Origin of the sequence: Maribacter aquimarinus, assembly GCF_047345505.1 — a bacterium.
Lineage (GTDB): Bacteria > Bacteroidota > Bacteroidia > Flavobacteriales > Flavobacteriaceae > Maribacter.
Genome location: NZ_JBLFEO010000007.1, coordinates 36,140 through 59,310, shown reverse-complemented (window position 1 = coordinate 59,310; position 23,171 = coordinate 36,140). Strand labels below are relative to the sequence as shown.

23 protein-coding genes are annotated in these 23,171 nt (G+C 48.9%); 13 read left to right on the top strand and 10 right to left on the bottom strand.

Annotated features, from left to right (window positions below; all coding sequences use genetic code 11):
• Positions 1–402 precede the first annotated feature (402 nt).
• The 6 genes from ACKWCC_RS06920 to ACKWCC_RS06895 all read right to left on the bottom strand — a co-directional run bounded on the left by ACKWCC_RS06920 (position 403) and on the right by ACKWCC_RS06895 (position 4,728).
• Complete coding sequence (locus tag ACKWCC_RS06920) at positions 403–1,077, bottom strand: hypothetical protein (protein ID WP_413995183.1); 675 nt, start codon at positions 1,075–1,077, stop codon at positions 403–405.
• Positions 1,070–2,056 carry a hypothetical protein gene (locus tag ACKWCC_RS06915; RefSeq protein WP_413995182.1) on the bottom strand — a complete coding sequence of 329 codons (987 nt, stop codon included), beginning with the start codon at positions 2,054–2,056 and terminating at the stop codon, positions 1,070–1,072. Before ACKWCC_RS06915 ends, ACKWCC_RS06920 begins: the two co-directional genes overlap by 8 nt.
• Before the next feature lies 1 nt (position 2,057).
• Positions 2,058–2,552: a Pycsar system effector family protein gene (locus ACKWCC_RS06910; RefSeq protein WP_413995181.1), complete on the bottom strand. Its 495-nt coding sequence runs from the start codon at positions 2,550–2,552 to the stop codon at positions 2,058–2,060.
• A gap of 258 nt (positions 2,553–2,810) precedes the next feature.
• Positions 2,811–2,987 (bottom strand): hypothetical protein, encoded by a 177-nt coding sequence (locus ACKWCC_RS06905; RefSeq protein WP_413995180.1) that lies wholly within the window; start codon positions 2,985–2,987, stop codon positions 2,811–2,813.
• Positions 2,988–3,207: 220 nt separating this feature from the next.
• On the bottom strand, positions 3,208–3,621 hold the full coding sequence (locus ACKWCC_RS06900; RefSeq protein WP_413995179.1) for a hypothetical protein: 414 nt from the start codon (positions 3,619–3,621) through the stop codon (positions 3,208–3,210).
• Positions 3,622–4,728: a helix-turn-helix domain-containing protein gene (locus ACKWCC_RS06895; RefSeq protein WP_413995178.1), complete on the bottom strand. Its 1,107-nt coding sequence runs from the start codon at positions 4,726–4,728 to the stop codon at positions 3,622–3,624. It lies immediately after the preceding gene.
• A 151-nt stretch (positions 4,729–4,879) separates the two neighbouring features.
• On the opposite strand from ACKWCC_RS06895, the gene ACKWCC_RS06890 reads away from it, so the two are divergent.
• From ACKWCC_RS06890 to ACKWCC_RS06870, 5 genes are all read left to right on the top strand, one after another.
• Entirely contained in the window at positions 4,880–5,488 is a 609-nt protein-coding gene (locus ACKWCC_RS06890) for a DUF6088 family protein (RefSeq protein WP_413995177.1), read from the top strand.
• 385 nt (positions 5,489–5,873) lie between these two features.
• Positions 5,874–6,851, top strand: a complete 978-nt coding sequence (locus tag ACKWCC_RS06885; protein WP_413995176.1) for a hypothetical protein — start codon at positions 5,874–5,876, stop codon at positions 6,849–6,851.
• A 412-nt stretch (positions 6,852–7,263) separates the two neighbouring features.
• Positions 7,264–8,637: an arylsulfatase gene (locus ACKWCC_RS06880; RefSeq protein ID WP_413995175.1), complete on the top strand. Its 1,374-nt coding sequence runs from the start codon at positions 7,264–7,266 to the stop codon at positions 8,635–8,637.
• 378 nt (positions 8,638–9,015) lie between these two features.
• Positions 9,016–9,327 (top strand): hypothetical protein, encoded by a 312-nt coding sequence (locus ACKWCC_RS06875; protein WP_413995174.1) that lies wholly within the window; start codon positions 9,016–9,018, stop codon positions 9,325–9,327.
• Between the two features lie 68 nt (positions 9,328–9,395).
• Entirely contained in the window at positions 9,396–9,752 is a 357-nt protein-coding gene (locus ACKWCC_RS06870; protein WP_413995173.1) for a hypothetical protein, read from the top strand.
• Between the two features lie 86 nt (positions 9,753–9,838).
• Here ACKWCC_RS06870 and ACKWCC_RS06865 read toward each other — a convergent pair whose 3' ends face one another.
• Both ACKWCC_RS06865 and ACKWCC_RS06860 read right to left on the bottom strand, forming a co-directional pair.
• A complete protein-coding gene (locus ACKWCC_RS06865) occupies positions 9,839–9,967 on the bottom strand; it encodes a hypothetical protein (RefSeq protein WP_413995172.1) in 129 nt (42 codons plus the stop codon).
• A gap of 218 nt (positions 9,968–10,185) precedes the next feature.
• Positions 10,186–11,433, bottom strand: a complete 1,248-nt coding sequence (locus tag ACKWCC_RS06860; protein ID WP_413995171.1) for a 3-deoxy-D-manno-octulosonic acid transferase — start codon at positions 11,431–11,433, stop codon at positions 10,186–10,188.
• A 274-nt stretch (positions 11,434–11,707) separates the two neighbouring features.
• Between ACKWCC_RS06860 and ACKWCC_RS06855 the strand changes: the two genes are divergently transcribed.
• The 4 genes from ACKWCC_RS06855 (at position 11,708) to ACKWCC_RS06840 (ending at position 15,706) form a co-directional block, all read left to right on the top strand.
• Positions 11,708–12,862 carry a DegT/DnrJ/EryC1/StrS family aminotransferase gene (locus tag ACKWCC_RS06855; RefSeq protein WP_413995170.1) on the top strand — a complete coding sequence of 385 codons (1,155 nt, stop codon included), beginning with the start codon at positions 11,708–11,710 and terminating at the stop codon, positions 12,860–12,862.
• A 46-nt stretch (positions 12,863–12,908) separates the two neighbouring features.
• Positions 12,909–13,925, top strand: a complete 1,017-nt coding sequence (galE, locus tag ACKWCC_RS06850) for a UDP-glucose 4-epimerase GalE (protein ID WP_413995169.1) — start codon at positions 12,909–12,911, stop codon at positions 13,923–13,925.
• 65 nt (positions 13,926–13,990) lie between these two features.
• Complete coding sequence (locus ACKWCC_RS06845) at positions 13,991–15,268, top strand: metal-dependent hydrolase family protein (protein ID WP_413995168.1); 1,278 nt, start codon at positions 13,991–13,993, stop codon at positions 15,266–15,268.
• 84 nt (positions 15,269–15,352) lie between these two features.
• Complete coding sequence (locus ACKWCC_RS06840; protein WP_413995167.1) at positions 15,353–15,706, top strand: hypothetical protein; 354 nt, start codon at positions 15,353–15,355, stop codon at positions 15,704–15,706.
• A gap of 96 nt (positions 15,707–15,802) precedes the next feature.
• Here the strand turns inward: ACKWCC_RS06840 and ACKWCC_RS06835 are convergent, their stop codons facing one another.
• Entirely contained in the window at positions 15,803–16,318 is a 516-nt protein-coding gene (locus ACKWCC_RS06835; RefSeq protein ID WP_413995166.1) for an alpha-ketoglutarate decarboxylase, read from the bottom strand.
• Positions 16,319–16,436: 118 nt separating this feature from the next.
• Between ACKWCC_RS06835 and ACKWCC_RS06830 the strand changes: the two genes are divergently transcribed.
• Together ACKWCC_RS06830 and odhB are read left to right on the top strand one after the other, a co-directional pair.
• A complete protein-coding gene (locus ACKWCC_RS06830; protein ID WP_413995165.1) occupies positions 16,437–19,250 on the top strand; it encodes a 2-oxoglutarate dehydrogenase E1 component in 2,814 nt (937 codons plus the stop codon).
• A gap of 22 nt (positions 19,251–19,272) precedes the next feature.
• Complete coding sequence (gene odhB, locus ACKWCC_RS06825; RefSeq protein WP_413995164.1) at positions 19,273–20,505, top strand: 2-oxoglutarate dehydrogenase complex dihydrolipoyllysine-residue succinyltransferase; 1,233 nt, start codon at positions 19,273–19,275, stop codon at positions 20,503–20,505.
• A gap of 118 nt (positions 20,506–20,623) precedes the next feature.
• Here the strand turns inward: odhB and ACKWCC_RS06820 are convergent, their stop codons facing one another.
• On the bottom strand, positions 20,624–21,067 hold the full coding sequence (locus ACKWCC_RS06820; protein ID WP_413995163.1) for a retropepsin-like aspartic protease family protein: 444 nt from the start codon (positions 21,065–21,067) through the stop codon (positions 20,624–20,626).
• A 37-nt stretch (positions 21,068–21,104) separates the two neighbouring features.
• Here ACKWCC_RS06820 and ACKWCC_RS06815 point away from each other — a divergent pair, with 37 nt between their 5' ends.
• Both ACKWCC_RS06815 and ACKWCC_RS06810 read left to right on the top strand, forming a co-directional pair.
• Positions 21,105–21,872 carry a TatD family hydrolase gene (locus ACKWCC_RS06815; RefSeq protein ID WP_413995162.1) on the top strand — a complete coding sequence of 256 codons (768 nt, stop codon included), beginning with the start codon at positions 21,105–21,107 and terminating at the stop codon, positions 21,870–21,872.
• 205 nt (positions 21,873–22,077) lie between these two features.
• Positions 22,078–23,115 (top strand): asparaginase, encoded by a 1,038-nt coding sequence (locus tag ACKWCC_RS06810; protein WP_413995161.1) that lies wholly within the window; start codon positions 22,078–22,080, stop codon positions 23,113–23,115.
• The last annotated feature ends 56 nt before the right edge of the window (positions 23,116–23,171 follow it).

The window sequence follows — 23,171 nt, the reverse complement described above, 5'->3', positions numbered from 1 at the left end:
ATGATGGTTTTATATGGCTTTTTATGATGTTATTTGATTTGTACATTTTCGTAAGTAATTGATAATAAGGTATTTTAGTATTTATAGGTACAAATCGGAAAAAACTTAGGATCTAGTGCCGAAAGGTGTGAGAGTTCGAGTCTCTCCGCCTGTACAACAGAAGACCTCTTGGCAACGAGAGGTCTTTTTTTTTGCCATTTTGACCACTGAGGGCAAAACGAAAGTGAGATGGGACCATGGCAATGAGCGAAACCGGGGTGCCTCCCTCCGATGGTAAATTACCACTGCACGGATTGTGGGAGACCGGAAAGCCCACCCTTAAATCTTGGGTTTTAATTTTGGTGTAACCATCCGTTGGTAAATTGATGTCACTTGATGCCAAACCCTATTTGTACCTAGATTTTATGCCGAGATATTTTCAGCTTTAAGGCTATTTTCCCTAAATAAAGCTAAATCACCTTCTAACCGGTATGGACCGTATGCGCGCAAACTATAAACTTTTTTACGGCAACACTTCTTGTATTTTTGACCACCACATAGCGGACATTGATTATTCGGTTGATGCTTGATTCCAGAAATGGTTGTTTCAAGCAGCGCAATAATGTCTTCATAATCTTTAAGACCATATTCTTCCCGATAAAATTGAGCAATGCCTTTAAAGTGATGTTCGTACTCGCCATTGGCATAATTGTCAGTTGCTACTTTGTAGTGATAATTAGCGAAAAAGGGATATATGACTTCTCTGTAAAACTCTTCGAGAACAATTCCCCGCTTTTTCATTTTCAGAAGCTTGTGGGGTATATCCAGACAGCATTCACCTTCTTTTGAAATATGGAAATCCCAATCCCTTTTGATTATTTTTGTCTTCTCAATTACGATTGGTATAGTGTGCGGGTAGTTTTTCTCATTGACTAAAATGAGTATTTCAAACTGTCCCCAGAGTTTATCATTTCTGTCAAGTACACTTATTTTACCCTCAAGAGCTAAATATCCGGTTTTAGGACTTTCAACTTTCTCAAATGCAAAATATTTGTTTAAAAAGCCATCAATATCTTTCACTAATGCATTTTTAGCCATAATTAAAGTAGGGTTTGCTTTTTGAGGCTATTGGGTATAAATCCCTGCTATTTCTACTGGGGTCAGCTGTAACGTTAATGGTAAGCACTAAAACACCCATATCGTTTTGAACGGCTAGGTTATTATCAACTAGATATCTTTCCCAATCAAAATTGTATTGATAGTGCTTTCGTCCATCCTCATAATCGTGTATTTCCTTACTTCGTTGCTCAAAATACTTATCTTTTCTCAGCTGAGTGGTTATGTTGTGTCCGACAACTATTCCGCTGTTTTTGGCATTGCTCTGCATTTTAGGTGCAAGGCTTGTGTGAAGGCTACACGTGGTAACTTCACCTGATTCCCCAATGCCAGAATAGAACCAATCTACTTGTTTCGAATGACCTAAATCCAGCCCAGCTCGGGTATGAATATCTTGTATGCCATTTTCCTCAAAAAAGTCCTTTAAGTCATTTTTGACGAAGTAAGATATCATCGAAAAGGATTTTAGTGCATCTTCAACTGCTTTAAGTTTTTCGATATTCTTTCCGCCAAAATACACCATTAGGCCATCACCTTGTATGCGATGCACATAACCGCCGCAAAGGTTAACCGCAAACATTGATGCTCTGATGATACTTTCAGTAATTAATCTTACTGTTGCTTTTGTGAAATTGTTAAATAACTTGGTACTTTTCTTAACATCTATAAAACCTGAAATAATCCAATGCTCTTCGACTAAATCTGTACTTTTTAAGTATGCGAAATCTGGATGGCTTCCTAAGGGTTGGTAATCGAAAGTTTCAGACACACCCATTCTTTTGGCAAATAATTTCTTCTCGGGCGATAGTTCCCTGCCAGGAAGCTCGTTCCTCAATAATTTGAGGTATTCACGATTACTTTCTAGCGCAGACTCACTAAGCCCGAGGATTCTGTTAGATTTGGTAGGGTCGTTCTCGACCGCTTTTTTAATTACATTTTTGTAGTCTTCAAATAAGTTCATTTTACGAGGTAATTTTAATTAATATGTAGGTTAAGGGTGCCAATAGCACAAATTGTATAATCAATAGGCCGCAAGCCCATTTTAGCTTTTTGAATTTTGATTTCAGGCCTTTTGAAAGCATATAAACTTGGTTTCTTAAATCTCTTTTATCATCTTTTTTGCCTTGCTCTTTTGATAAATCAAAAAACTCTTGAGCACTTTTTTCCGCAATACTAGCAAAATAGTACAACGACTCTATTTCTGTCTTCGCCGATAAATACGGCATACTGGCCAATGCCAATAGTATGAGGCTGCCCACACCGAAGGCAATGATGACAGCCAACAATATCAATAGCCAAATTTCCTTATCAAGAAGGTCTTGGATTTGGGTTAACAGCGTAATCGTGCCACCAGTAATGAAGGTGTTGATGGCGATATACACTGCAGTTTTGTTATTCACACTATCGTAATAGTGGTCCAATCGGGTCATTGTATATTTTAGTCTTTCTTTTTCCATAGCGAAATTTGATTAATAACTAGGCTGATTCTCGAAGAGCCAGCCTAGTTGTTTACCTGATAGCCTTTGCGATTGCAGATACAGCCGCCACAAAGGTCACTACGGTAAGAATTGTGGAAATAACTCTGGCGTTATCCCCTTTTAAATGAAGACAAGTGTCTTTTTTACAAAGACTCAACTTGTCGTTTTGATATGAATAATTCATAATCAAAAAATTAAATTAGCCCAAGTTCACAGCATTTGGGTTTCGCTGAAGTGCTACTTACTTTTATCGGTAACACCTTTGAATTTTCCGCCGCTGGTCTTTACGTCCATAAATCTTCCTGAGTTGGAATCTCGTTTAACGTAAAGCCTAGTTTTTGGGTTTAGTACTTGGGAACGGTTTCTAACTGCCCCTTTTCTTGCATTGTCGCCATAAGGCTTGTTCTTTGCCATAACAAATTGATTTAAAAAATTATACAAATAGAGCGTGCCACCAGTTAGTAGCTGAACATTACTTACTCTAAAAGGAAAGGGAAGATTGTGTGTGGAAGACTTGTAAATACCGAAATAAACGGTATATTTGTGTCGCTTAAAACAAAGTCTTTACAGATAATTTTCTAAATTTATCTTAAAGTAAATAATAGAGCTGATATCACGTATATCAGCTTTTATTTTATAATGCTTTTATAAAGTCCATATACTTTTTTTCTTTTACAATATTGGTTAATATTTCGTTGGCCGACAATGCATTTACCTCATTGATTTCGGCGCATTCTTTTATCAAGTCATTCCTTTCAACAAGAAATCCATTGATGGTTTTTGCATAATAAATAGCAGCAAAATCCATTATCTGTAGCCCCGGAAATCTTATACTTTGCTTACAGGAAAACTTAAAAAAATCGCCTTCCAGAGAAAACGATTTTACCTTGCCTTCATCGACTAAACGTTTTAGGCGTGAACGCTCAACGTGGTTGTAACAACTAGATTCCAAAGCCATTTCTGTAACATAGAATGAATCCGAGGCCCTATCCAAAATTTGGAAGTTATCCAACAGAAGCAGAAATTCTATGTCGCTGAAAATATACATCTAGTTTCGCATAAAGTTTTTTCCACCAAACCGTTCCTTAATTTCCTTTACAGTCATATTTGAAAGCTCTGCAGCTCTGGTTGGTGACAATCTTGACTTTCCTTCTTTGTTATCCATATTCAAACCTTTGGCCAATAAGCTGTAAAATCGTTTTGGCTTTTCAACACCGCGGTACTCACCAAATTCAGCGTTTTCATCCTCTCGCCATTGGTCATAGTTTTCTTTCCACGAATGATACGTGTCCCAAGTAATGATTCCGAGAGTTAGGGCTCGCATAATAATCGCCCAGATAGATATACCATAGGCGGCTTTTATGGTTTTAAGTTCTTCTAGGGTAATACCATTTCTTTGATTGTTAAAGTGGTCGTGAAGCACATCTTCAACAAGTAACATCGCACCTGCAAAATGGTTGCAGAAACGCTCAATCTTATTATGGTCGTCAATGTCAAAATCTAGAATCAAATGTGCCAATTCGTGAAGCGTAGTAAAGCGACGTCTTGATATATCAGGGTTTATTGAATTCAGTACAATAATCGGGACTTCACCGGCCCAACCGGAAAACGCAACAAAATCTTTTTGTTTTTCAACTTCAAATATTTTTATGCCTTTGTTTTCCAATAAGTGTATAACATCATAGATAGGGTTTTTACCGAGCTTCCATTTTTTACGAATAGCCTTGACCGCATTTTCAACATCACTACCTTTTGTTATTACAATGTCTTCTACGGGATTTTTGAACTTGATTTTATCGTTCATTATGCTTTCAAGCTCGATGATGTTAAAGAAATCACTCGAAATGGTTTCGATAATTTCATTTTCAAAGGTTTTGTGAAAATGTTGTTTTTCCCTGTATTCGATATTGGTCATCGAAAAAGCAGACTTGTCACCAGGACGGTATTCCAAATTGGTGCTTTCGGTGTTTATAATATCGAATGGCTTCAAGTCTAAAACCTTGGAAAAACGTATCAAATGATTGGTTTTCATTTCTCGTTTTCCTTCTTCAAATTTTTGGATATATGAAACTGAAAACCCTGTATAATCAGCAAATTCCTGTTGGGATAGCCCCTTATCTTGCCTTAACTGTTTTATTCTCTTTCCAAGTTCCATTTTTAAGCGTGTTAGTTCATAATTTCTACAAAAATAAGAATATTATATTTTACACACAAAACAATTAAATATTATTTAATTGTGTGTATTTATAAAATATTTGGCCTCTTTTGTCCCAAAAAAAGCATATCTTTGGGACAAACTTTAAAAGTTGAAGTCAGTAAAAGAGAAAATAAGAAATGAAATCCAAGCTGGGAAGAAGGGTAGGATAGTGATGCCGTCAGACTTTGAAATAAAGTATGGTGTGGAAAACACCAAGAAATCTTTATTGCGGCTTACCAATGAGGGTTTTTTGGAACGTCTGGCACGTGGTATATACTTATATCCTGAAAGAGATGAATTATTAGGGGTGCTCTATCCGGATATAGAGACCATCGCAGAGGAAATAGCATTTCGTGATAACGCTCGTATAATTCCAACTGGAATACAGGCTTTGAACTTGCTAGGGCTTTCAACACAAGTTCCACTAAATGCAGTTTTTTTAACGGATGGTTCACCAAGAACTATTGCAATAGGTAAGCGAAAAATAAAATTTAAAAAGGCCAGCCCGAAAAATTTGGCTGCCAAGGGTAGATTGAGCGGTCTTGCAATACAGGCTTTGAAAGAGATTGGAAAAGAAAAGGTGACCAGAGAAGCAATTGCCAAGATTAAAGAGCAACTAAAAAAAGAAGACCCTGAGAACATATACCAAGATATGAAGCTGGCACCTTCTTGGATAGCCCATATTTTCGGGGATTTACTAATGTATTATTATGAGTGATTTTATAAACCTTACCAACGAACAGAAAACAAGAATATTTACCCAAGCTGGTGTAAGGGCCAATTTTCCTCAATGACTTCTTCCTTATGACGATTTAACGAGCGATTTGTAGAAATCTACATCCCCAGCACACCAGATAACCTATCTTTTCCCCTTGAATTTTTCTTTGGAGGTCCTTCGTTTGCAAAAACCGGCTTATGGTGAACCTAACCAGCAGGTGCCGTAATGGCTTGGGCCCAAGGAACCCCGGCGGATGCGTGCCGTTTCTGCCAAAGTGGTGCCCGTAATGAAGGTGAGGGCCATCAAAGTGTGGCGTTGCGCATTGCTCTCAGAGGAGATGGGCAAATGTATGTTTACGACGCACTGTTTAAAAAAAAACTAGGTGATGATACAGATCAAGGATGCAGCGCATTTTTTCACACTACAAAAAAAACTAAAACGGATTCCCTACAGTCAATCAGAAGGCTGGTACCGTAGCCAAATTAAAAAAAACCATAAGATCGTATTTTTTGTCAATGATGAAGAAGATGTAAAAATTGCACTCTGGGGAAAAGAACAGAAAATTCCATTTTCCAATAAAAAGTTGCTTTTGGTTAATGGAGAAACCACTTCGGAACATATCAATGAAAATGAGGTCAGGGAATTCTACACGAAACTGACAGCCCTAAATTACGTTGGGTTTGAACTGGACAGCAACAATAGGTACGATGTGGAGTTTGAAATAGGGATCAGGCGTGCAGGTTTTGTTAGGCCCATCGGGTCTTTTTCGTGCCCTTTAACCATCATCTTTCGCTTGCAAGAGGACTTTGGCTTTAATCGCAACTGGAAGCGAAACGTGAAAAAAGCCATTGCCTCAGAATTGATATTTGAAGAGGTGGTGGATATTTCCGCAACGGTCATTACATCCATTGTGTCCATGTTCAAGGAAATGGCTGAATTGAAAAAGTTGGGCCATCAGCTGGAAGAACATAGCTTAAAAGCGCTTTTGAAGACTCGGGATATGCGTTTGTTTATGGTTTATGACAAGCAAGGACTGCCCCTGGCCGCCAGAGTGATCCATATCAATAAACCCTTTGCATCCGATGTTTATGCTGCAAACTCTTTGACCGCAAGAGACAACGGTGCCACCTACTATATGATGCAAAATATTTTTGAAACATTAAAACAAGAAAACTATGCCGAGTTTGATTTTAGCCGTATCCCGCCAAGTAACCACGCCACGGACAGTGTGTATCTGTTCAAGAACGCTTCCCGTGGAGAAAAAATAAGCTACAACGGGGAATGGTCTTACCATAAAAGCAAACGCATAGAGCTGCTTTTGTTCCTATACAAATCATTTAAAATGAAAAAACAGCGATATTGAACCTCTCCTGCCCCCAAGGTCCATGGTGGTGCCCGCTGGTATTTGCAACCAATCCAGGATGTTCGCGAGCCCTGTGGGGTTCCTTGGTCCCCTGGACCAACTTGTTGGTACAGTTTTAGGGCCGTTGCAGAATCGATGCCGGAACCACCGTAACATTCTGGCCAACATCGAACCTTGTTGTCGTCCATGATCTGCTTGGTTTTTAACGATCATGACCCTAGATGTACATTGGTTGTAAAAGAATCCGTGCGCCGGAACGGCACAAAATTTTAACGGGAACGGATTTTTGGTTATTTTACGGACTAAATATGGAAACGTGTACAAAGGCGAATATCTTACCCGTTTAGTGATTTTATGTATGGTGCTTTTGGGGTCGGGAGCCTGTATGGAAAGACCTCCTAAAAAGGGCCACGTGCAAAGGGAACAGCGCCTGCCCAATGTGATTTATATCTTGGCGGACGATCTGGGCTATGGTGATCTTGGTTTTACCGGCCAAGAGAAATTTGAAACCCCCAACATAGACAGACTGGCCCGCCAGGGCATGTTCTTTGCCCAGCACTATTCCGGGGCCACGGTTTGCGCCCCCTCCCGATCGGCGCTGATGACGGGCCAGCACAGCGGCCATACCGCCATACGGGGCAATAAGGAAATAAGACCGGAAGGGCAATGGCCCATTTTGGACAGCGTGCGTACCCTGGCCGAATTGTTCAAGGAGCGGGGTTACGCCACTGGAGCCTTTGGAAAATGGGGCCTGGGTTACCCCGGTTCTGAGGGCGCGCCCTTGAACCAGGGTTTTGATCGGTTCTACGGCTTTAACTGCCAGCGCTTGGGGCACCATTATTACCCATTTCATTTGTGGGACAATGACAAAAAAGTGATGCTGCCCGGCAATGAGGGAAAAAAGAAGGAACAGTACGCCCCGCAGCTCATTCATGAAGAGGCGCTGTCCTTTATGGAGGTGCACAAGGAACAGCCTTTCTTTTTGTACTATCCCAGTATTATTCCCCACGCAGAGCTCATTGCGCCAGAAGAATATATGGCCCTTTACCGGGGCAAATTGGAACCCGAAACCCCTTATGAGGGCCTGGACAACGGCCCCAACTACCGCCTTGGCGGCTATGAATCCCAAGAGCATCCCCATGCGGCCTTTGCCGCGATGGTGCACCTGTTGGACGAACAGGTGGGCGAGATCATGGACAAGGTAGGGGAGCTTGGCCTTGCAGAGGACACCATCATCATTTTCACCTCGGACAACGGCCCCCACATGGAGGGAGGTGCAGACCCCGATTATTTTAATAGCAATGGCATTTTCCGGGGCTACAAGCGCGATCTCTACGAAGGGGGCATCCGCGTGCCCATGATCGCCAAATGGGAGGGCCAGATCGCCCCCGGCAGCCGCACGGAGCACGTTTCGGCCTTTTGGGACATGTACCCCACCTTTGCGGAACTGTTGGAGCTGCCCGTGCCCGAAGGTACCAATGGTATTTCCGTCTTGCCCACCTGGCGGGGCAATGCCCAAGACCAAAAAAAGCACCGGCACCTCTATTGGGAGTTTCACGAGAAGGGCGGCAGGCAGGCCCTGCGCAAGGACGACTGGAAGTTGGTGCGCTACAATATCAGGGATAACGGCGGCACGTATGAACTTTATGACCTTTCCAAAGACCCATCAGAACAAAACGACCTGGCACAGGAAAGGCCCGAGAAACTAAATGAGCTCAAGGACATCATGCAAAACAGCCGCACTACCTCGGAAGACTTTCCCTTTGTCGGGGTGGATGCGGAATGATGGGTGATGGTTCCCTCTGTTGCCTAATGCGGTCCTGCCCCGCTGTTTTTCCTCTACCTGAACAAAACGGGTAGGGCCGGAAGTGAACACATGGCCCCCGAAGTGGTTGAAGGCTATTGCAAGCGGGGCCCGGGTTTGCCATATACTTTGGGCAAAATGACTGCAAGAAATGGCCTTTTTCCGGATAAACGATAGCTCTTACGCCCCCTTGATGCCCCCATTGAGGTCTCGGATGCTTATTTTTGTGGCAAATGCTGGAAACGCGGAGGCACGGAGGTGCAAGCAGCATGATGCCCTGTTGCCCTTTATCAATGAGGGTTTTAAAAAAGCGGCCGGGCCTTTGGCCGCCCCATCACCACGCGCAGAACATTTAGAACAATGCCAAAAGAAGTCTACAGAACCTGTCCAAAATGTAGTACGGTGAACCTAAACAGGGATTACTGCAAGGAGTGTGGTGCCATAGTGAACGTGCTGCTCAAGCGGCGTTTGGAACGGGAAGAAAAGGAAGCGGAAAAGAGCGCGCTGGAGGCGCTGAAAAAGCCCAATCCGGTCACGGTTTTTTTTGAAAGGGCCCGTAACCATAACAACCTGCTCGTGAAGGGGGTGGCCAACTTTTTTTACTACCTATGGGTGGTGGTGCTGGCCATAGGGTCTTTCATTGCCTTTATTTTTAGCTATATAGCAGCCTAGTTGGTGGGATGAAGGCAAGGTTGGAAAATACACGGCAAAGGAGGTTCACTTGGCAAGGAAGGCTAAGAATGTGGTATTTCCCCATTTTTCTGGTGTTGGCCGCATCGGTGTACACTGCCCAGCGCTTGGAGTTGGCGCTCCCGTGGTGGGCAAACAACCATCTCAACAATTTGCTCTGCATGCCCTTGGTGCTCAAAATGTGCCAATATGGCCTGCGCTATGTAAAGTCAGATGCCGCCCTAAAGATTCCCTTGGCCCTGTCCTTTGCCCTTACCTTGTGCTACAGCCTTTATTTTGAAGTTTGGCTCCCCGGCCGGGATCCGCGCTACACGGCAGATGTGGTGGATGTGTTGCTCTATTTTCTGGGGATGGCCTTTTTCCATCTGGTGGAAAACTATCGGGACAATCCTAAACCGGTTGGGTGACCAGAACGTTCCCACGGGGCATCAACCGGCTTTCAGTGTTGCTGTTGGTGCCTCAGTTCAAGGTTGGTGCCATGTGGCTGTTAGGTTTAAATGATGTTCAAAAACTGCAAAACCAGGGCCACCGGTATGGCAATGAGAATGCCAATGAGGCAGGCTACCATGATCTTTAAAAAAGCGTTGAGCATCTTGGTGCCAAAAGTGAGTTGTCTTTCCATAATACAATAGTGTTGTTTGCTACAAGATACCAAATTATGGCCTAAAGCGCTGTAAAGTAGGGTGCTAAATCCGATGAAGATGTAAAAAAACTCTTTTAAGGTGCCCGGTGCCCAACCTTACGGGGCCTGTTAATGTTCCCCTGCCTTCGTTCATCGGTGGGCAAACACCTTTGTTTTTGCTCAGGTGCAGCCCTGGGCAATGGGGTTTCCGCCTTCTGTTAGGCGTGCTCTTTGAGCAATGGGCCAACGTGCTCCATAATGGTGCGGGTGGCCCCTTTCTGCTCTTGCACATAGGCGGCGTTCACGGCACCCATGGTTGCGGCCATTTTCTTTTGGGAACGGAGGGCGTCCATCGTATCCGCAAATTCCTTTGTGCTCCCAACGCTTTTTATGCCGCCTTTGGCCACTAGGGTTTCGGCCTCAAAAAATCCTTTGTACTCCGGGCCCACCATGATGGGTATGCCAAACACTGCGGGTTCCAGCGTATTGTGCAGCCCGGTGCCAAAGCCACCGCCCACATAGCCAAAATCTGCATAAGCATAGACCTTGGTCAGCAGGCCAATGGTGTCCATTATGAGCACCTTGTGATCGGCCGGGTTTGCGTCCGATCGTTCTGAGTACAGCAGGGTGGGCAGGGTTATGGAGGCTTTCAATTGCGCAATGTCCTCTTTCTTGATGTTGTGCGGTGCCAGCACGTACACAGGACCCTCTGGGTTGGCGTTGATGTAGGGCACCAGGATGGCCTCGTCTGCCGGCCAGGTGCTGCCCGCCACCAAGCAGGGCCTGTCCCCTTTAAAAGTTTTCATGAAGGGCAGGGCATTGTCCCGGTCCAAAATGGCGGCCACGCGGTCCATTCTGGTATCCCCGGCCACCGTGGCATTGGGAAAGCCCCGCTGCGCCAACAACTGCTTGGAGGCCTCGTTTTGCACAAAGAAATGGGAGATGCCCAGCAGTGCTTTTCGCATGAACCCTCCGTAGGGCTTAAAATAAATCTGTTCTGGCTTAAAAAGGGCCGAAATGAGCACGGTGGGCACACGGCGCTTTTTTAGCCCCATGAGATAGTTGGGCCAAAGTTCGTATTTTATGAAGATGGCCAGGCGGGGCCTTACCGTATCCAAAAATTTGGCCACCTTGGCCTTGGTGTCCATGGGCAGGTACACCGTTACATCGGCAACGGCATTGCCTTGCCTCACTTCATAGCCCGAAGGCGAAAAAAAGGTGAGCACCATTTTATGTGACGGATGGGCCTTTTTCAACGCTTCCATTACGGGCAGGCCCTGCTCGTATTCGCCCAGGGAGGCCGCGTGCACCCAAATGGTGGGGTGGTTTTTCTCCAGGGCGGCCTCCAAACGGGCAAAAGACTGCTGCCTGCCCCTAACAAAGAGGGCTATTTTTGGGTCAAAGAAAGCAACAAGGCGCAGGAGGTTCCAGGACAGACCCACCAAACAGTTGTACAAAAAGATCAAGGCGCGTGTATTTATGGCTAAAATACATTTCTTTCCACAAAGCGATATTCGTGCCTAATGAAAACCCGAAAATTATGACAATTTTATTTTTTTCTTCGCCTAGGCCAAATTCTTGAGCATAGCCATAGCTGCGGTTCATAATTTGAACGACGGCAAAGGGAAAAACCCGCCCGAATGGCACGGGCGGGGAAAGCGACAGAAATTCGGGTTTTCATTTGGTAGGAATATATTGTCCTTGGTTTCGTATTTTTGTGGTGGAGGCAAATAGCACGATATGAAAAAAATTCAGATGGTGGACCTACAGGGTCAGTACCAAGGCATTAAGGAAGAGGTGCGGGCCTCCATTGACCACATTTTGGAGACCTCCGCCTATATCAACGGTCCGGAGGTGCACGCCTTTCAGAAAGATTTGGAGGCTTATTTGGGGGTTAAGCATGTGATTCCCTGCGCCAATGGGACCGATGCCCTGCAAATTGCCATGATGGGGCTGGGCCTGCGGCCCGGGGATGAGGTGATCACGGCAGATTTTACCTTTGCCGCCACCGTGGAGGTCATAGCGCTTTTGCAGTTGACACCGGTGCTGGTGGATGTGGACCCCGATACCTTTAATATCGATGTGGCCGCCATTGAGCGCGCCATTACCCCAAAGACCAAGGCCATTGTGCCGGTGCACCTCTTTGGCCAGTGTGCCAATATGGACGCCATTATGGCATTGGCCAAAGAGCACGATCTATTTGTGGTGGAAGACAATGCCCAGGCCATCGGGGCCAAATACCTTTCGGCCAACGGCCAAAAGCACATGGCGGGCACCATGGGCCATGTGGGGGCCACTTCTTTTTTTCCCTCCAAGAACTTGGGTGCCTATGGCGATGGCGGTGCCCTATTCACGAATGATGATGACCTGGCCCATACCCTTAGGGGCATGGTGAACCACGGCATGTACCAGCGCTACCACCATGACGTGGTCGGGGTAAATTCCAGGTTGGATTCCATCCAGGCGGCGGTACTGCGCGCCAAATTGCCCCGGTTGGATGCCTATTGCGAGGCTCGAAGAAATGCGGCACGCCAATATTCCAGGGCCTTTGCGGGACAAGGGCACATCATGGTGCCCAAAACGGTAAATGGCTGTGAGGGCATTTGCGATACCTGTGATTGCCATGTCTTTCACCAGTACACCCTGCGCATCACCAACGGGAAGCGGGATGCCCTGGTACAGCACCTTCAGGAACGGGACATTCCCTGCGGCGTGTACTACCCCATTCCCCTGCACAGGCAAAAGGCCTATGCCGATGCACGCTACGATGAAAAGGATTTCCCGGTGACCAACCAATTGGTGGCCCAGGTCATTTCCCTGCCCATGCACACGGAACTGGACCAAGAGCAGCTGGATCATATCGTGGACACGTTGGTGGCCTTTGTGAACGGATAGGGCATCGGCACAAAAAATAATCGAACCAAACATAAAGAAACAGTCTATGAAAATTGTTGTTACCGGAGGCCTCGGCTTCATTGGCTCCCATACCGTGGTGGAGTTGCAGGAAAAAGGTTTTGAGGTGGTCGTTGTGGACGATTGCTCCAATTCCGATGAAAAGGTGTTGGACGGGATCGAGGCCATTACGGGAAAGCGCCCCCTTTTTGAAAAATTGGACCTTAAGGAACGCCAAAGGGTGGAAGACTTTTTCTCCCGCCACGCAGATGTGGCCGGGGTGATCCATTTTGCCGCTTCCAAAGCGGTGGGCGAGAGCGTGGACAAACCATTGCTCTATTATGAGAACAACATAGGTAGCTTGGTGTACGTGCTCAAGGAGCTGTGCAAGCAGCGCCGTGCCTCTTTCATCTTCAGTTCTTCCTGCACCGTTTATGGGCAAGGGGATGAAATGCCCATAACCGAGGAGGCCCCCATAAAAGAGGCCGAATCGCCCTACGGCAACACCAAGCAGATCGGGGAGGAGATCATCAGGGACACCTGCAACGTAAACCCTGGTCTCAACGCCATTGCGCTGCGGTACTTTAACCCGATGGGGGCCCATCCGAGTGCCCAGATCGGAGAACTGCCGGTGGGTGTGCCCCAGAACTTGGTGCCCTTTATTACCCAGACCGGAATCGGGATGCGGGAGCAGCTCTCCGTTTTTGGCGATGACTACCCCACCCCGGACGGCACTTGCATACGCGATTACATCTATGTGGTGGACCTGGCCAAGGCGCACGTGGTGGCGCTGGAAAGGTTGTTGGCCAGTAAGAACCGGGAAAACTACGAGGTCTTCAATGTGGGCACCGGTACCGGAAGCTCCGTGCTGGAGGCCATACAGAGTTTTGAGCGGGTCTCCGGCAAGAAGCTCAATTACAAGATCGTGGCCCGCCGTCCGGGGGACATTACCACGGCCTATGCAGACACCACCAGGGCCAATGAGGTTTTGGGCTGGAAAGCCAAATATACCTTGGACCAGGCGATGAAATCTGCCTGGGAGTGGGAGCAAAAGATAAGAGGATAACGGGGCCATTATGGCGGCCGGGCGGATAATCGTATATTTCCGTTGATTTTTTAAATGATGATGCTATGAAATACGCACTTACCTTATGTTTGGCCCTTTTTGCCCTCGCGGGGGTCCATGCCCAGGACATATATCTGCAATGCGGGGAAATCTTTGATGCCGAGAGCGGCAAATTTTTAAAGGAGCGCACCATTGTGGTGAGCGGGAACAAAATAGCTGGCATCCAAAAAGGGTTTGTTGCCGGGAGCGCTGCCGATCGCACCATGGACCTGCGCAGCAAGACGGTGCTTCCGGGCTTTATGGACATGCACGTGCACATAGAAGGGGAATCCAGCCCCAGTAGGTATTTGGAGCGCTTTACCAAGAATGACGTGGATCGGGCGTTCCAGTCCACCGTGTACGCCAAGCGCACTTTATTGGCCGGTTTTACCACGGTGCGCGATCTAGGGGGCAGTGGGGTGAACATAGCCTTGGGCAAGGCCATTGACCAGGGCATTGTGGACGGCCCACGGATATTTGCCGCGGGCAAGGCCATTGCCACCACCGGGGGCCACGCGGACCCCACCAATGGGGTGCGCAAGGAATTAATGCACGATCCAGGACCCAAGGAAGGCGTGGTGAACTCTCCGGAAGATGCCAGAAAAGCGGTGCGCCAACGTTACAAGAACGGCGCCCATGTGATTAAGATCACGGCCACCGGTGGGGTCATGAGCGTGGCCAAGAACGGCCAAAACCCCCAGTTTACCATGGAAGAGCTCAAGGCCATAGTGGACACCGCCAAGGATTACGGCATGCTCACGGCTGCGCACGCCCACGGTGATGAGGGTATGCGAAGGGCCATTCTTGCCGGCATAAAGACCATTGAGCACGGCACCTTGATGGAAGAGCCCACCATGGACCTAATGATCGAGAACAACACCTACCTGGTGCCCACCATCTCGGCCGGTAAAGCGGCCGCGGCCATGGCGGAAATACCCAACTACCTCCCGGAAGTGGTGGCAAAAAAGGCCAGGGAAATAGGTCCGGTGAGCGAAAAGAACTTTAAGCGTGCCTATGAAAAGGGGGTGCCCATTGCCTTTGGCACGGACGCCGGCGTATCGCCCCATGGTGATAACGGGAAGGAATTCACCTACATGCACGAGGCCGGAATGCCGGTAATCGCAGCCTTGCAGAGCGCCATGACCGTCCCCGCCAAGTTATTGGGGGTAGAGACGGAGCTGGGCCTCCTTAAAACCGGATTCCTGGCCGATATTGTGGCCGTGGACGAAAATCCGGTGGACAACGTGCGCACCTTGGAATCGGTCTCCTTTGTCATGAAAGACGGCAAGGTGTACAAGGAATAGCCTTTGGGCGTGGGGAGGAATGGTCTTCCCAGGGGGAGAGGGCCAAAAGACCACGGCCGCCGTGCCCATTAAAAGACAAATTAGATGACCCATGCTCCGGGCCAAGGCGCCGCCCTGCTTCAGAACGCCCTGAACGACAACTTGTATGCCGATCTGATCGTCCAGTTGCAGAAGGATTTTTCCCGGGCCAATGTTCCCTTGGCCTTGGAGGGCCTCGAGGCCAACCGCGTCATTGCCGCCATTACCGAAAAGTGCTATGTGCTGCTCATGGAGCGTTTTGAAGACTACCTGAACTTGATGTACATCATTGATGTGCCCGAAGATGTCTTTTCCAATATGGGCGCCGGGGATGTGGTGGAGGCATCCAAAGCGATCACGGGCCTTATCCTACAACGGGAATTTCAAAAAGTGGTGCTCAAGCGCAAATACCGTACCTAGGCCCAAGTGCCAAAAAGGGCACAAGAAACGTTGGGTTCCATAAAAAAAGAACTTTTCAAATAATGTGCCTCCATGGGTCGCCCTGGGCACATTCAGCTAGAAGAAGAAGCGCACAAAGGGCATCAGGTTATTGGCATAGATGCTCCGCCCCTCATCAAAAAGCAGGTCGTACCTCACGCCAAAGGTAACGTTGCGGCTGCGCCAACCGGCCCCCACAAAAAGGGCCGGAAGCCAGTAGTTGTCCTCAATGTTGTTGGGCGATGCACGCAGGGTGCGGTTGATCCGTAGTTGTTCAAACTCCGCCGAAATCTGTATTTGGGGAATGGGGTGCACCAAGGTCATGAAGCTGCCACCGTAGGCCAGAAAACTGTTGTCATTGAACTTGGCGTAGCTAAGGTTCAGGCCCGCGCCCGCGGCCACGTACTTGTTAAACTCATAGATGGCGCTGGGGGCAAGCGTTCCGTTGAAGCCCCCATTGGTAAAGCCCAGGCCAAAGCCGCCACCGTAGCGCACCCGGTCCCAGAAATTGTCCTGGGACAAAGGGTTCTGGGCCTGCAACAGGGCAAGTCCAAGACAGCATAAAACAAGGGTCAGTGTTTTTTTTAATATCATTTTAAGAATTTTTAAGGTAAACAAACCAATCTTTGAATAATGCCCACGGGCGTTCCGAAAGATATGGTAAATGTTGTATTTTTGTCGAAATTTATTCTAAATATACATAAAGTAATTCATGGATAAATATTCCTTTTTAAATGCTGCCCACACAGCATTCTTCTCCGATATGTACGATAAGTACCTGGTAAATCCAGATAGTGTGGAGCCAAGCTGGAGGGCTTTTTTCCAAGGTTTCGATTTTGGAATGGAGGGTGCCCTTGACGGAATGGGCGCCGTTGCCGGGGAGACCATGGTTGCTTCGCCCCAAGGCGGTATGGCAGAAATGCCAGAGTCCCTGCAAAAAGAATTCAAGGTCATTAGGCTCATAGATGGGTACCGCAGTAGGGGGCACCTCTTTACCAAGACCAATCCGGTGCGGGATCGAAGACAGTACGTTCCCAGTCTGGACATTGAGAATTTTGGGCTGGAAGCCTCCGACTTGGAAAAGGTTTTCAGCGCGGGGGAGATCATAGGCATAGGTCCCAGTACCCTGAGTGACATCGTGGCCCACCTTACCCGGATCTATTGCGACTCCATAGGGGTGGAGTACATGTACATCAGAAAGCCGGAGCGGGTAAAATGGATTCAGGATTGGATCAATGTGAACGACAACCATCCCAACTTTGGCCCGGACCGAAAAAAACACATCCTCAAAAAACTGAACCAGGCCGTTTCCTTTGAAACCTTTCTGCACACCAAGTATGTGGGGCAGAAACGATTCTCCCTGGAGGGCAACGAGTCGCTCATTCCCGGTCTGGACGCCATTGTGGAGCGCGCCGCTGAAATGGGGGTGGAGCAGTTTGTGATGGGGATGGCCCACCGCGGGCGCTTAAACGTGCTCACCAACATATTCGGGAAGTCTGCAAAGGACATTTTCAGTGAGTTCGATGGCAAGGACTACGAGCAGGAGATTTTTGATGGCGATGTAAAGTACCATTTGGGTTGGACCTCCGATCGCAAATCGGACAACGGCAACAAGATCAAGATGAACATAGCGCCCAACCCCTCGCACCTGGAAACGGTGGGAGCGGTGGTGGCCGGGATAGCCCGCGCCAAGCAAGATGCCGGCTACACCGAAGATTTTACCAAAGTGCTCCCCATCATTGTGCACGGAGACGCGGCCATTGCCGGTCAGGGCCTGGTGTACGAAGTGGTGCAAATGGCCCAATTGGACGGGTACCGGACGGGCGGCACCATACACATTGTGGTGAACAACCAAATAGGGTTTACCACCAACTACCTGGATGCCCGGTCCTCTACCTATTGCACCGATGTGGGCAAGGTGACCCTGAGCCCCGTGCTGCACGTGAATGCAGATGATGCCGAGGCCGTGGTGCACGCCTCCCTTTTTGCCCTGGAATACAGAATGCAGTTCTCCCGGGACGTCTTCATAGATCTTTTGGGGTACCGTAAGTACGGGCACAACGAAGGTGATGAGCCCAGGTTTACCCAGCCCAAGCTCTACAAGGCCATTGCCAAACATAAGAATCCCAGGGACATCTATGCAGAACGCCTCATGGCGGAGGGCATCATAGACAAGGATTACGTGGCCCAATTGGAAGCCCAGTACAAGGCCAGCCTGGAAGAAAAACTGGAAGATTCCCGCAAAGAGGACAAGACCGTGATCACCCCCTTCATGGCCGATGAATGGAAGGGTTTTGAAAATGTGCGCGAATGGGAGATGATGGAGAAGGTGGACACCACCTACCCCGCGGAAAAACTGGCCGAGGTGGCCCAGGTGATCACCCGTTTGCCCAGTGACAAAAAGTTCTTGCGAAAAGTGGAGAAGCTGATCAAGGACCGGCACAAAATGTTCTTTGAGACCAATACCCTGGACTGGGCCATGGGAGAGCTTTTGGCCTACGGCTCCCTGTTGCAAGAGGGCTACGATGTGCGCATCTCCGGTCAGGATGTGGAGCGGGGAACCTTCTCGCACCGCCATGCCGTGATAAAAGTGGAGGAGAGCGAGGAAGAAGTACTGCTGCTCAACCACCTTTCGGACCAACAGGGCGTTTTCCAGATATACAATTCCCTTTTGTCCGAGTACGGCGTGGTGGGCTTTGACTATGGCTATGCCATGGCAAGCCCCAACAGCCTCACCATCTGGGAGGCCCAGTTTGGCGATTTCAGCAATGGGGCGCAGATCATGATCGATCAGTACATCTCGGCCGCGGAAGACAAATGGAAGCTGCAGAACGGTTTGGTCATGTTGTTGCCGCACGGTTACGAGGGCCAGGGCGCAGAGCACTCCTCTGCGCGCATGGAACGCTACCTGCAGCTGTGCGCCAGGGACAACATGTACATTGCAGACGTGACCACCCCGGCACAGATGTTCCACATCCTTAGAAGGCAGATGAAGGCCAACTTCAGGAAACCCCTCATCATCTTTACCCCAAAGAGCCTCTTAAGGCACCCCAAGGCGGTTTCCAGCAAGGAAGATCTGGCCACGGGCACGTTCCAGGAAGTGCTGGACGATGCCAGTGCCGATGTCAAGAAGGTAAAGAGCCTGGTGTTCTGTACCGGAAAGTTCTATTACGATCTGCTGGCCGTACGGGAAAAGGAACAAAGGGAAGATGTGGCCCTGGTGCGGGTAGAGCAGTTGTTCCCCTTGCCGGAAGAACAGATGAACGCCATCATGGCTAAGTACAAGCACGCGGACGATATTGTCTGGGCCCAGGAAGAACCCAGGAACATGGGGGCGTGGAGCCATTTGATGATGCACTACAACAATTCCCATAAGTTCAGAGTGGCCTCCAGACGTTTCTATGCCGCTCCGGCCGCCGGAAGTGCCGTGCGCTCCAAAATGCGCCACGAGCAGGTCATTGATTTTGTGTTCGATAAGAGCAAGGACAACATGACCCGAAGAAAAAGACCCAAAAAAAGTAAATAACAGCTATTAAAGTCAACCCAATATGATTCTAGAAATGAAAGTGCCTTCTCCGGGCGAATCCATCACCGAAGTGGAAATTGCGGAATGGTTGGTCTCCGATGGGGATTATGTGGAAAAGGACCAGGCCATTGCCGAAGTGGATTCGGACAAGGCCACTTTAGAGCTGCCCGCAGAGGCCAGTGGCACCGTGACCCTGAAAGCGGAAGTGGGCGATGCCGTTGCCGTTGGGGCGGTGGTCTGTCTCATAGACACCAGTGCGACCAAGCCGGATGGCGCTGCCGATGCACCCGAGCCGGCAAAGGAAGCGGCCAAAGAGGAAGCGGCCCCGGCCCCCAAGGAAAGTGCGAAACAGCCAGATCCCAAGGCCACCTATGCCACGGGGACGGCCTCTCCGGCCGCCAAGAAAATTTTGGCCGAAAAAGGTATTTCTGCAGCAGCGGTGAAGGGCACGGGACGTGATGGCCGTGTGACCAAGGACGATGCCCTGAAGGCCGAGGCGGTTCCCTCCATGGGCACGCCCACCGGCGGAAACCGGGGCACGGAAAGGAAAAAACTCTCGATGCTGCGCCGCAAGGTGGCAGAGCGCCTGGTGAGCGCCAAGAACGAAACGGCCATGCTCACCACCTTCAACGAGGTGGACATGTCCCCCATCTTCGCCCTGAGAAAAGAGTACAAGGAAGATTTCAAGGAAAGGCACGGTGTGGGTCTGGGCTTTATGTCCTTTTTTACAAAGGCCGTGGTGCGGGCACTTCAAATGTACCCCGCCGTAAATTCCATGATAGATGGCAAGGAAATGATTTCCTATGATTTCTGCGATATCAGCATTGCGGTGTCCGGTCCCAAGGGATTGATGGTGCCGGTGATCAGAAATGCCGAAAACCTGACCTTCAGGGGCATTGAGGCAGAAGTGAAACGCTTGGCCATCCGCGCCCGGGAAGGGGAGATCACCGTGGATGAAATGACCGGGGGCACCTTTACCATAACCAATGGGGGCGTTTTTGGTTCCATGCTCTCCACGCCGATCATCAACCCGCCACAGAGTGCCATTTTGGGCATGCACAACATTGTGGAGCGCCCCGTGGCCAGGGACGGTGCCATAGCCGTGGCCCCGATCATGTACGTGGCCCTTTCCTACGATCACCGCATCATAGACGGGAAGGAATCTGTGGGCTTCCTGGTGGCCGTCAAAGAGGCCCTGGAGAATCCGGAGGAGCTCTTGATGGACAACAACGTAAAAAAGGCCTTGGAAATGTAACCCGGCCTTGACCGTATCCCAAAAAAACCTTGTTGTCTCGCGGCAACAAGGTTTCTTTGTTTTATTGGCGCCGCAATGCCATGGGTATGTTGCAGGCTCGGTGCGCCTTGCAAAGGCGCTATTGTTTCTTGAGGTAGAGCGTTTTTTTCCCGTAGTCAATAACGGCCTTGGTCTCTTTTAGCAGGTCGGCCCCGATTATGCCGTCCACCGGCATCGCATTGTGGCTGGTAAGGGCCTGGTTTACGTGGGCAAGGTCAAAAAGCACCAGCTTCACCTTTTTGGCTTTCCATTTGCCCATGCGCAGCTTGTTCTTTTTGGAGAGCAGGGTGTCCATATCCGTGGCCCCGGCACCGGCCGCCTTTATTTTGGAGGCCTTGGTCTTTAGTTTAAAATGGTCAATGCGGTCCATGCCCACGCAGGTGTTGCTTGCCCCGGTGTCCAGGATAAACCTCCCTTTTACCCCATTGATGCTGGCGTTCATCTCAAAGTGGTTGGTGGCCGTGAGCAACAGGGGCAGGGCATGGTAGTTCTTTTTTTTCATTAGTTTTTTCAACGAGGCCATATCCTTTTTTTTACAAAGATAGCCCTATTTTTGCCGTATGACCATAACGGATACCCACACCCATCTGTACAGCGAGGCCTTTGATCACGATCGCGATGCCATGATCGGGAAGGCCATGGACCAGGGCGTAAAACGTTTTTTTGTGCCGGCCATAGATTCCACCTACACCGATGCCATGTTACGTTTGGAAAAGGACTACCCGGAGAACGTGTTTCTTATGGCCGGGCTGCACCCTACCCACGTCAAGGAAAACGTTGCGGACGAACTGGACCACGTGCGCGGGATGCTGGCCAAGCACACCTTTTATGCCGTGGGGGAGATAGGCATTGATCTGTACTGGGACAAAAGCACCTTGGCGCTGCAGCAAACGGCTTTCAGGACCCAGATCAAATGGGCCAAGGAGTATGGCCTGCCCATAGTGATCCATTGCCGCGATGCCTTCGATGAAATTTTTGAGGTGTTGGAGGCCGAGAAGGGTCCGGACCTTTTTGGCATCTTCCATTGCTTTACCGGTACTTTGGAACAGGCCCAGCGGGCCATTGCCTTGAACATGAAACTGGGAATAGGTGGGGTGGTCACCTTCAAGAACGGTAAAATAGATGCCTTTTTGAGCCAATTGGGCCTGGAGCACCTGGTCCTGGAGACCGATGCCCCCTATTTGGCCCCCGTTCCCTATCGGGGCAAGCGCAATGAAAGCGGCCACATCGTGAAGGTACTGGAAAAGGTGGCGGAGTTGTACGGACGTGAACCCGGGGAAATTGCCGAAATTACCACCCAGAATTCCAAGTTGGTGTTTGGGGTGTAACAAAACGTAAATAGGCGGTAGATAAATATGTATTCATTGATCAAGATAATTATTTGATTGTCCTGTAATAAAAATTTTTACTGTTGTCAGTTCCAGCGCCCTCCTGCCTTGAATACCATTCAGGAGGGCACCCAGCCTGAGATACTGGCTATCAACTCGATTCAAAATAGGCAACAATATACTCACCTCTAAAAACGTAAATGGATTGAAAACGGGAAACAGCAACATCTTGATCATTTACACCGGCGGCACCATTGGCATGGTAAAGGACTATGCTTCCGGAGCCTTGAAGGCCTTCGATTTTAAGGGGCTGCTGGAGAGCATCCCCGAGCTGCACCAATTGGAGTGCCAGATAGACGCCACATCCTTCGAGGTGCCGCTGGACTCCTCCAACATGCATCCGGAAGATTGGGTGCGCCTTGCCACCATGATCGAGCAGGGTTATGACCACTACGACGGCTTTGTGGTGCTCCACGGAAGCGATACCATGAGCTACACCGCCTCTGCCCTCAGTTTTCTATTGGAAAACCTGCAGAAGCCCGTGATCATCACCGGTTCCCAACTGCCCATTGGCGATCTTAGAACGGATGCCAAGGAAAACCTGATCACCGCGGTACAGATCGCGGCCCTAAAGAACGAGAACGGGCCCGTGGTCCGGGAGGTGGGGCTCTATTTCGAGTACAAGCTGTACCGGGGCAACCGTACCACCAAGATCAACGCCGAGCACTTTGAGGCCTTCGCCTCGCTCAACCATCCCCATCTCGTGGAATCTGGGGTGCACCTCAAGGTGTTCTCCCAATTTCTGTGGGCGCCAAAAAAGAGGAAGCCTTTGGTGGTGCACAAAAAGCTAAACACCAATGTGGCCGTGCTGAAGCTCTTTCCCGGCATCGGGGAACAGGTGCTCAGGGGCGTACTGTCCTCCAAAGGCCTCAAGGCCCTGGTGCTGGAAACCTATGGTTCTGGCAATGCGCCCTCCGATTCCTGGTTTGTGGAGGTGCTGCGGGAGGCCATTTCCAACGGAATCCACATTGTGAACGTTACCCAGTGCTCTGGCGGCAGTGTCATGATGGGACAGTATGAGACCAGTACCCAACTGCAGCAACTGCAACTCATTAGTGGAAAGGACATTACCACGGAGGCCGCCGTGGCCAAGCTCATGTACATGTTGGGTGCGGAAGTGCACCCAAGGCACTTCAAAACGGTTTTTGAAACTTCCTTACGTGGAGAAATGCACCAAAATTAACGGGTTTAATTTCTTTAACTAATATTTTTTTTGTTATTTGGCCAACCCTTAAAAAA

Excerpts from the sequence above, each read along its gene's own strand:
- ACKWCC_RS06910 (WP_413995181.1), bottom strand. The coding sequence starts at position 2,552 with ATGGAAAAAGAAAGACTAAAATATACAATGACCCGATTGGACCACTAT.
- ACKWCC_RS06870 (WP_413995173.1), top strand. The coding sequence starts at position 9,396 with ATGTGGTATTTCCCCATTTTTCTGGTGTTGGCCGCATCGGTGTACACT.
- galE (WP_413995169.1), top strand. The coding sequence starts at position 12,909 with ATGAAAATTGTTGTTACCGGAGGCCTCGGCTTCATTGGCTCCCATACC.
- ACKWCC_RS06830 (WP_413995165.1), top strand. The coding sequence starts at position 16,437 with ATGGATAAATATTCCTTTTTAAATGCTGCCCACACAGCATTCTTCTCC.
- ACKWCC_RS06875 (WP_413995174.1), top strand. The coding sequence starts at position 9,016 with ATGCCAAAAGAAGTCTACAGAACCTGTCCAAAATGTAGTACGGTGAAC.
- ACKWCC_RS06865 (WP_413995172.1), bottom strand. The coding sequence starts at position 9,967 with ATGGAAAGACAACTCACTTTTGGCACCAAGATGCTCAACGCTTTTTTA.
- ACKWCC_RS06920 (WP_413995183.1), bottom strand. The coding sequence starts at position 1,077 with ATGGCTAAAAATGCATTAGTGAAAGATATTGATGGCTTTTTAAACAAA.
- ACKWCC_RS06915 (WP_413995182.1), bottom strand. The coding sequence starts at position 2,056 with ATGAACTTATTTGAAGACTACAAAAATGTAATTAAAAAAGCGGTCGAG.
- ACKWCC_RS06835 (WP_413995166.1), bottom strand. The coding sequence starts at position 16,318 with ATGATATTAAAAAAAACACTGACCCTTGTTTTATGCTGTCTTGGACTT.
- ACKWCC_RS06815 (WP_413995162.1), top strand. The coding sequence starts at position 21,105 with ATGACCATAACGGATACCCACACCCATCTGTACAGCGAGGCCTTTGAT.
- ACKWCC_RS06855 (WP_413995170.1), top strand. The coding sequence starts at position 11,708 with ATGAAAAAAATTCAGATGGTGGACCTACAGGGTCAGTACCAAGGCATT.
- ACKWCC_RS06840 (WP_413995167.1), top strand. The coding sequence starts at position 15,353 with ATGACCCATGCTCCGGGCCAAGGCGCCGCCCTGCTTCAGAACGCCCTG.
- ACKWCC_RS06905 (WP_413995180.1), bottom strand. The coding sequence starts at position 2,987 with ATGGCAAAGAACAAGCCTTATGGCGACAATGCAAGAAAAGGGGCAGTT.
- ACKWCC_RS06900 (WP_413995179.1), bottom strand. The coding sequence starts at position 3,621 with ATGTATATTTTCAGCGACATAGAATTTCTGCTTCTGTTGGATAACTTC.
- ACKWCC_RS06845 (WP_413995168.1), top strand. The coding sequence starts at position 13,991 with ATGAAATACGCACTTACCTTATGTTTGGCCCTTTTTGCCCTCGCGGGG.
- ACKWCC_RS06885 (WP_413995176.1), top strand. The coding sequence starts at position 5,874 with ATGATACAGATCAAGGATGCAGCGCATTTTTTCACACTACAAAAAAAA.
- ACKWCC_RS06820 (WP_413995163.1), bottom strand. The coding sequence starts at position 21,067 with ATGGCCTCGTTGAAAAAACTAATGAAAAAAAAGAACTACCATGCCCTG.
- ACKWCC_RS06895 (WP_413995178.1), bottom strand. The coding sequence starts at position 4,728 with ATGGAACTTGGAAAGAGAATAAAACAGTTAAGGCAAGATAAGGGGCTA.
- odhB (WP_413995164.1), top strand. The coding sequence starts at position 19,273 with ATGATTCTAGAAATGAAAGTGCCTTCTCCGGGCGAATCCATCACCGAA.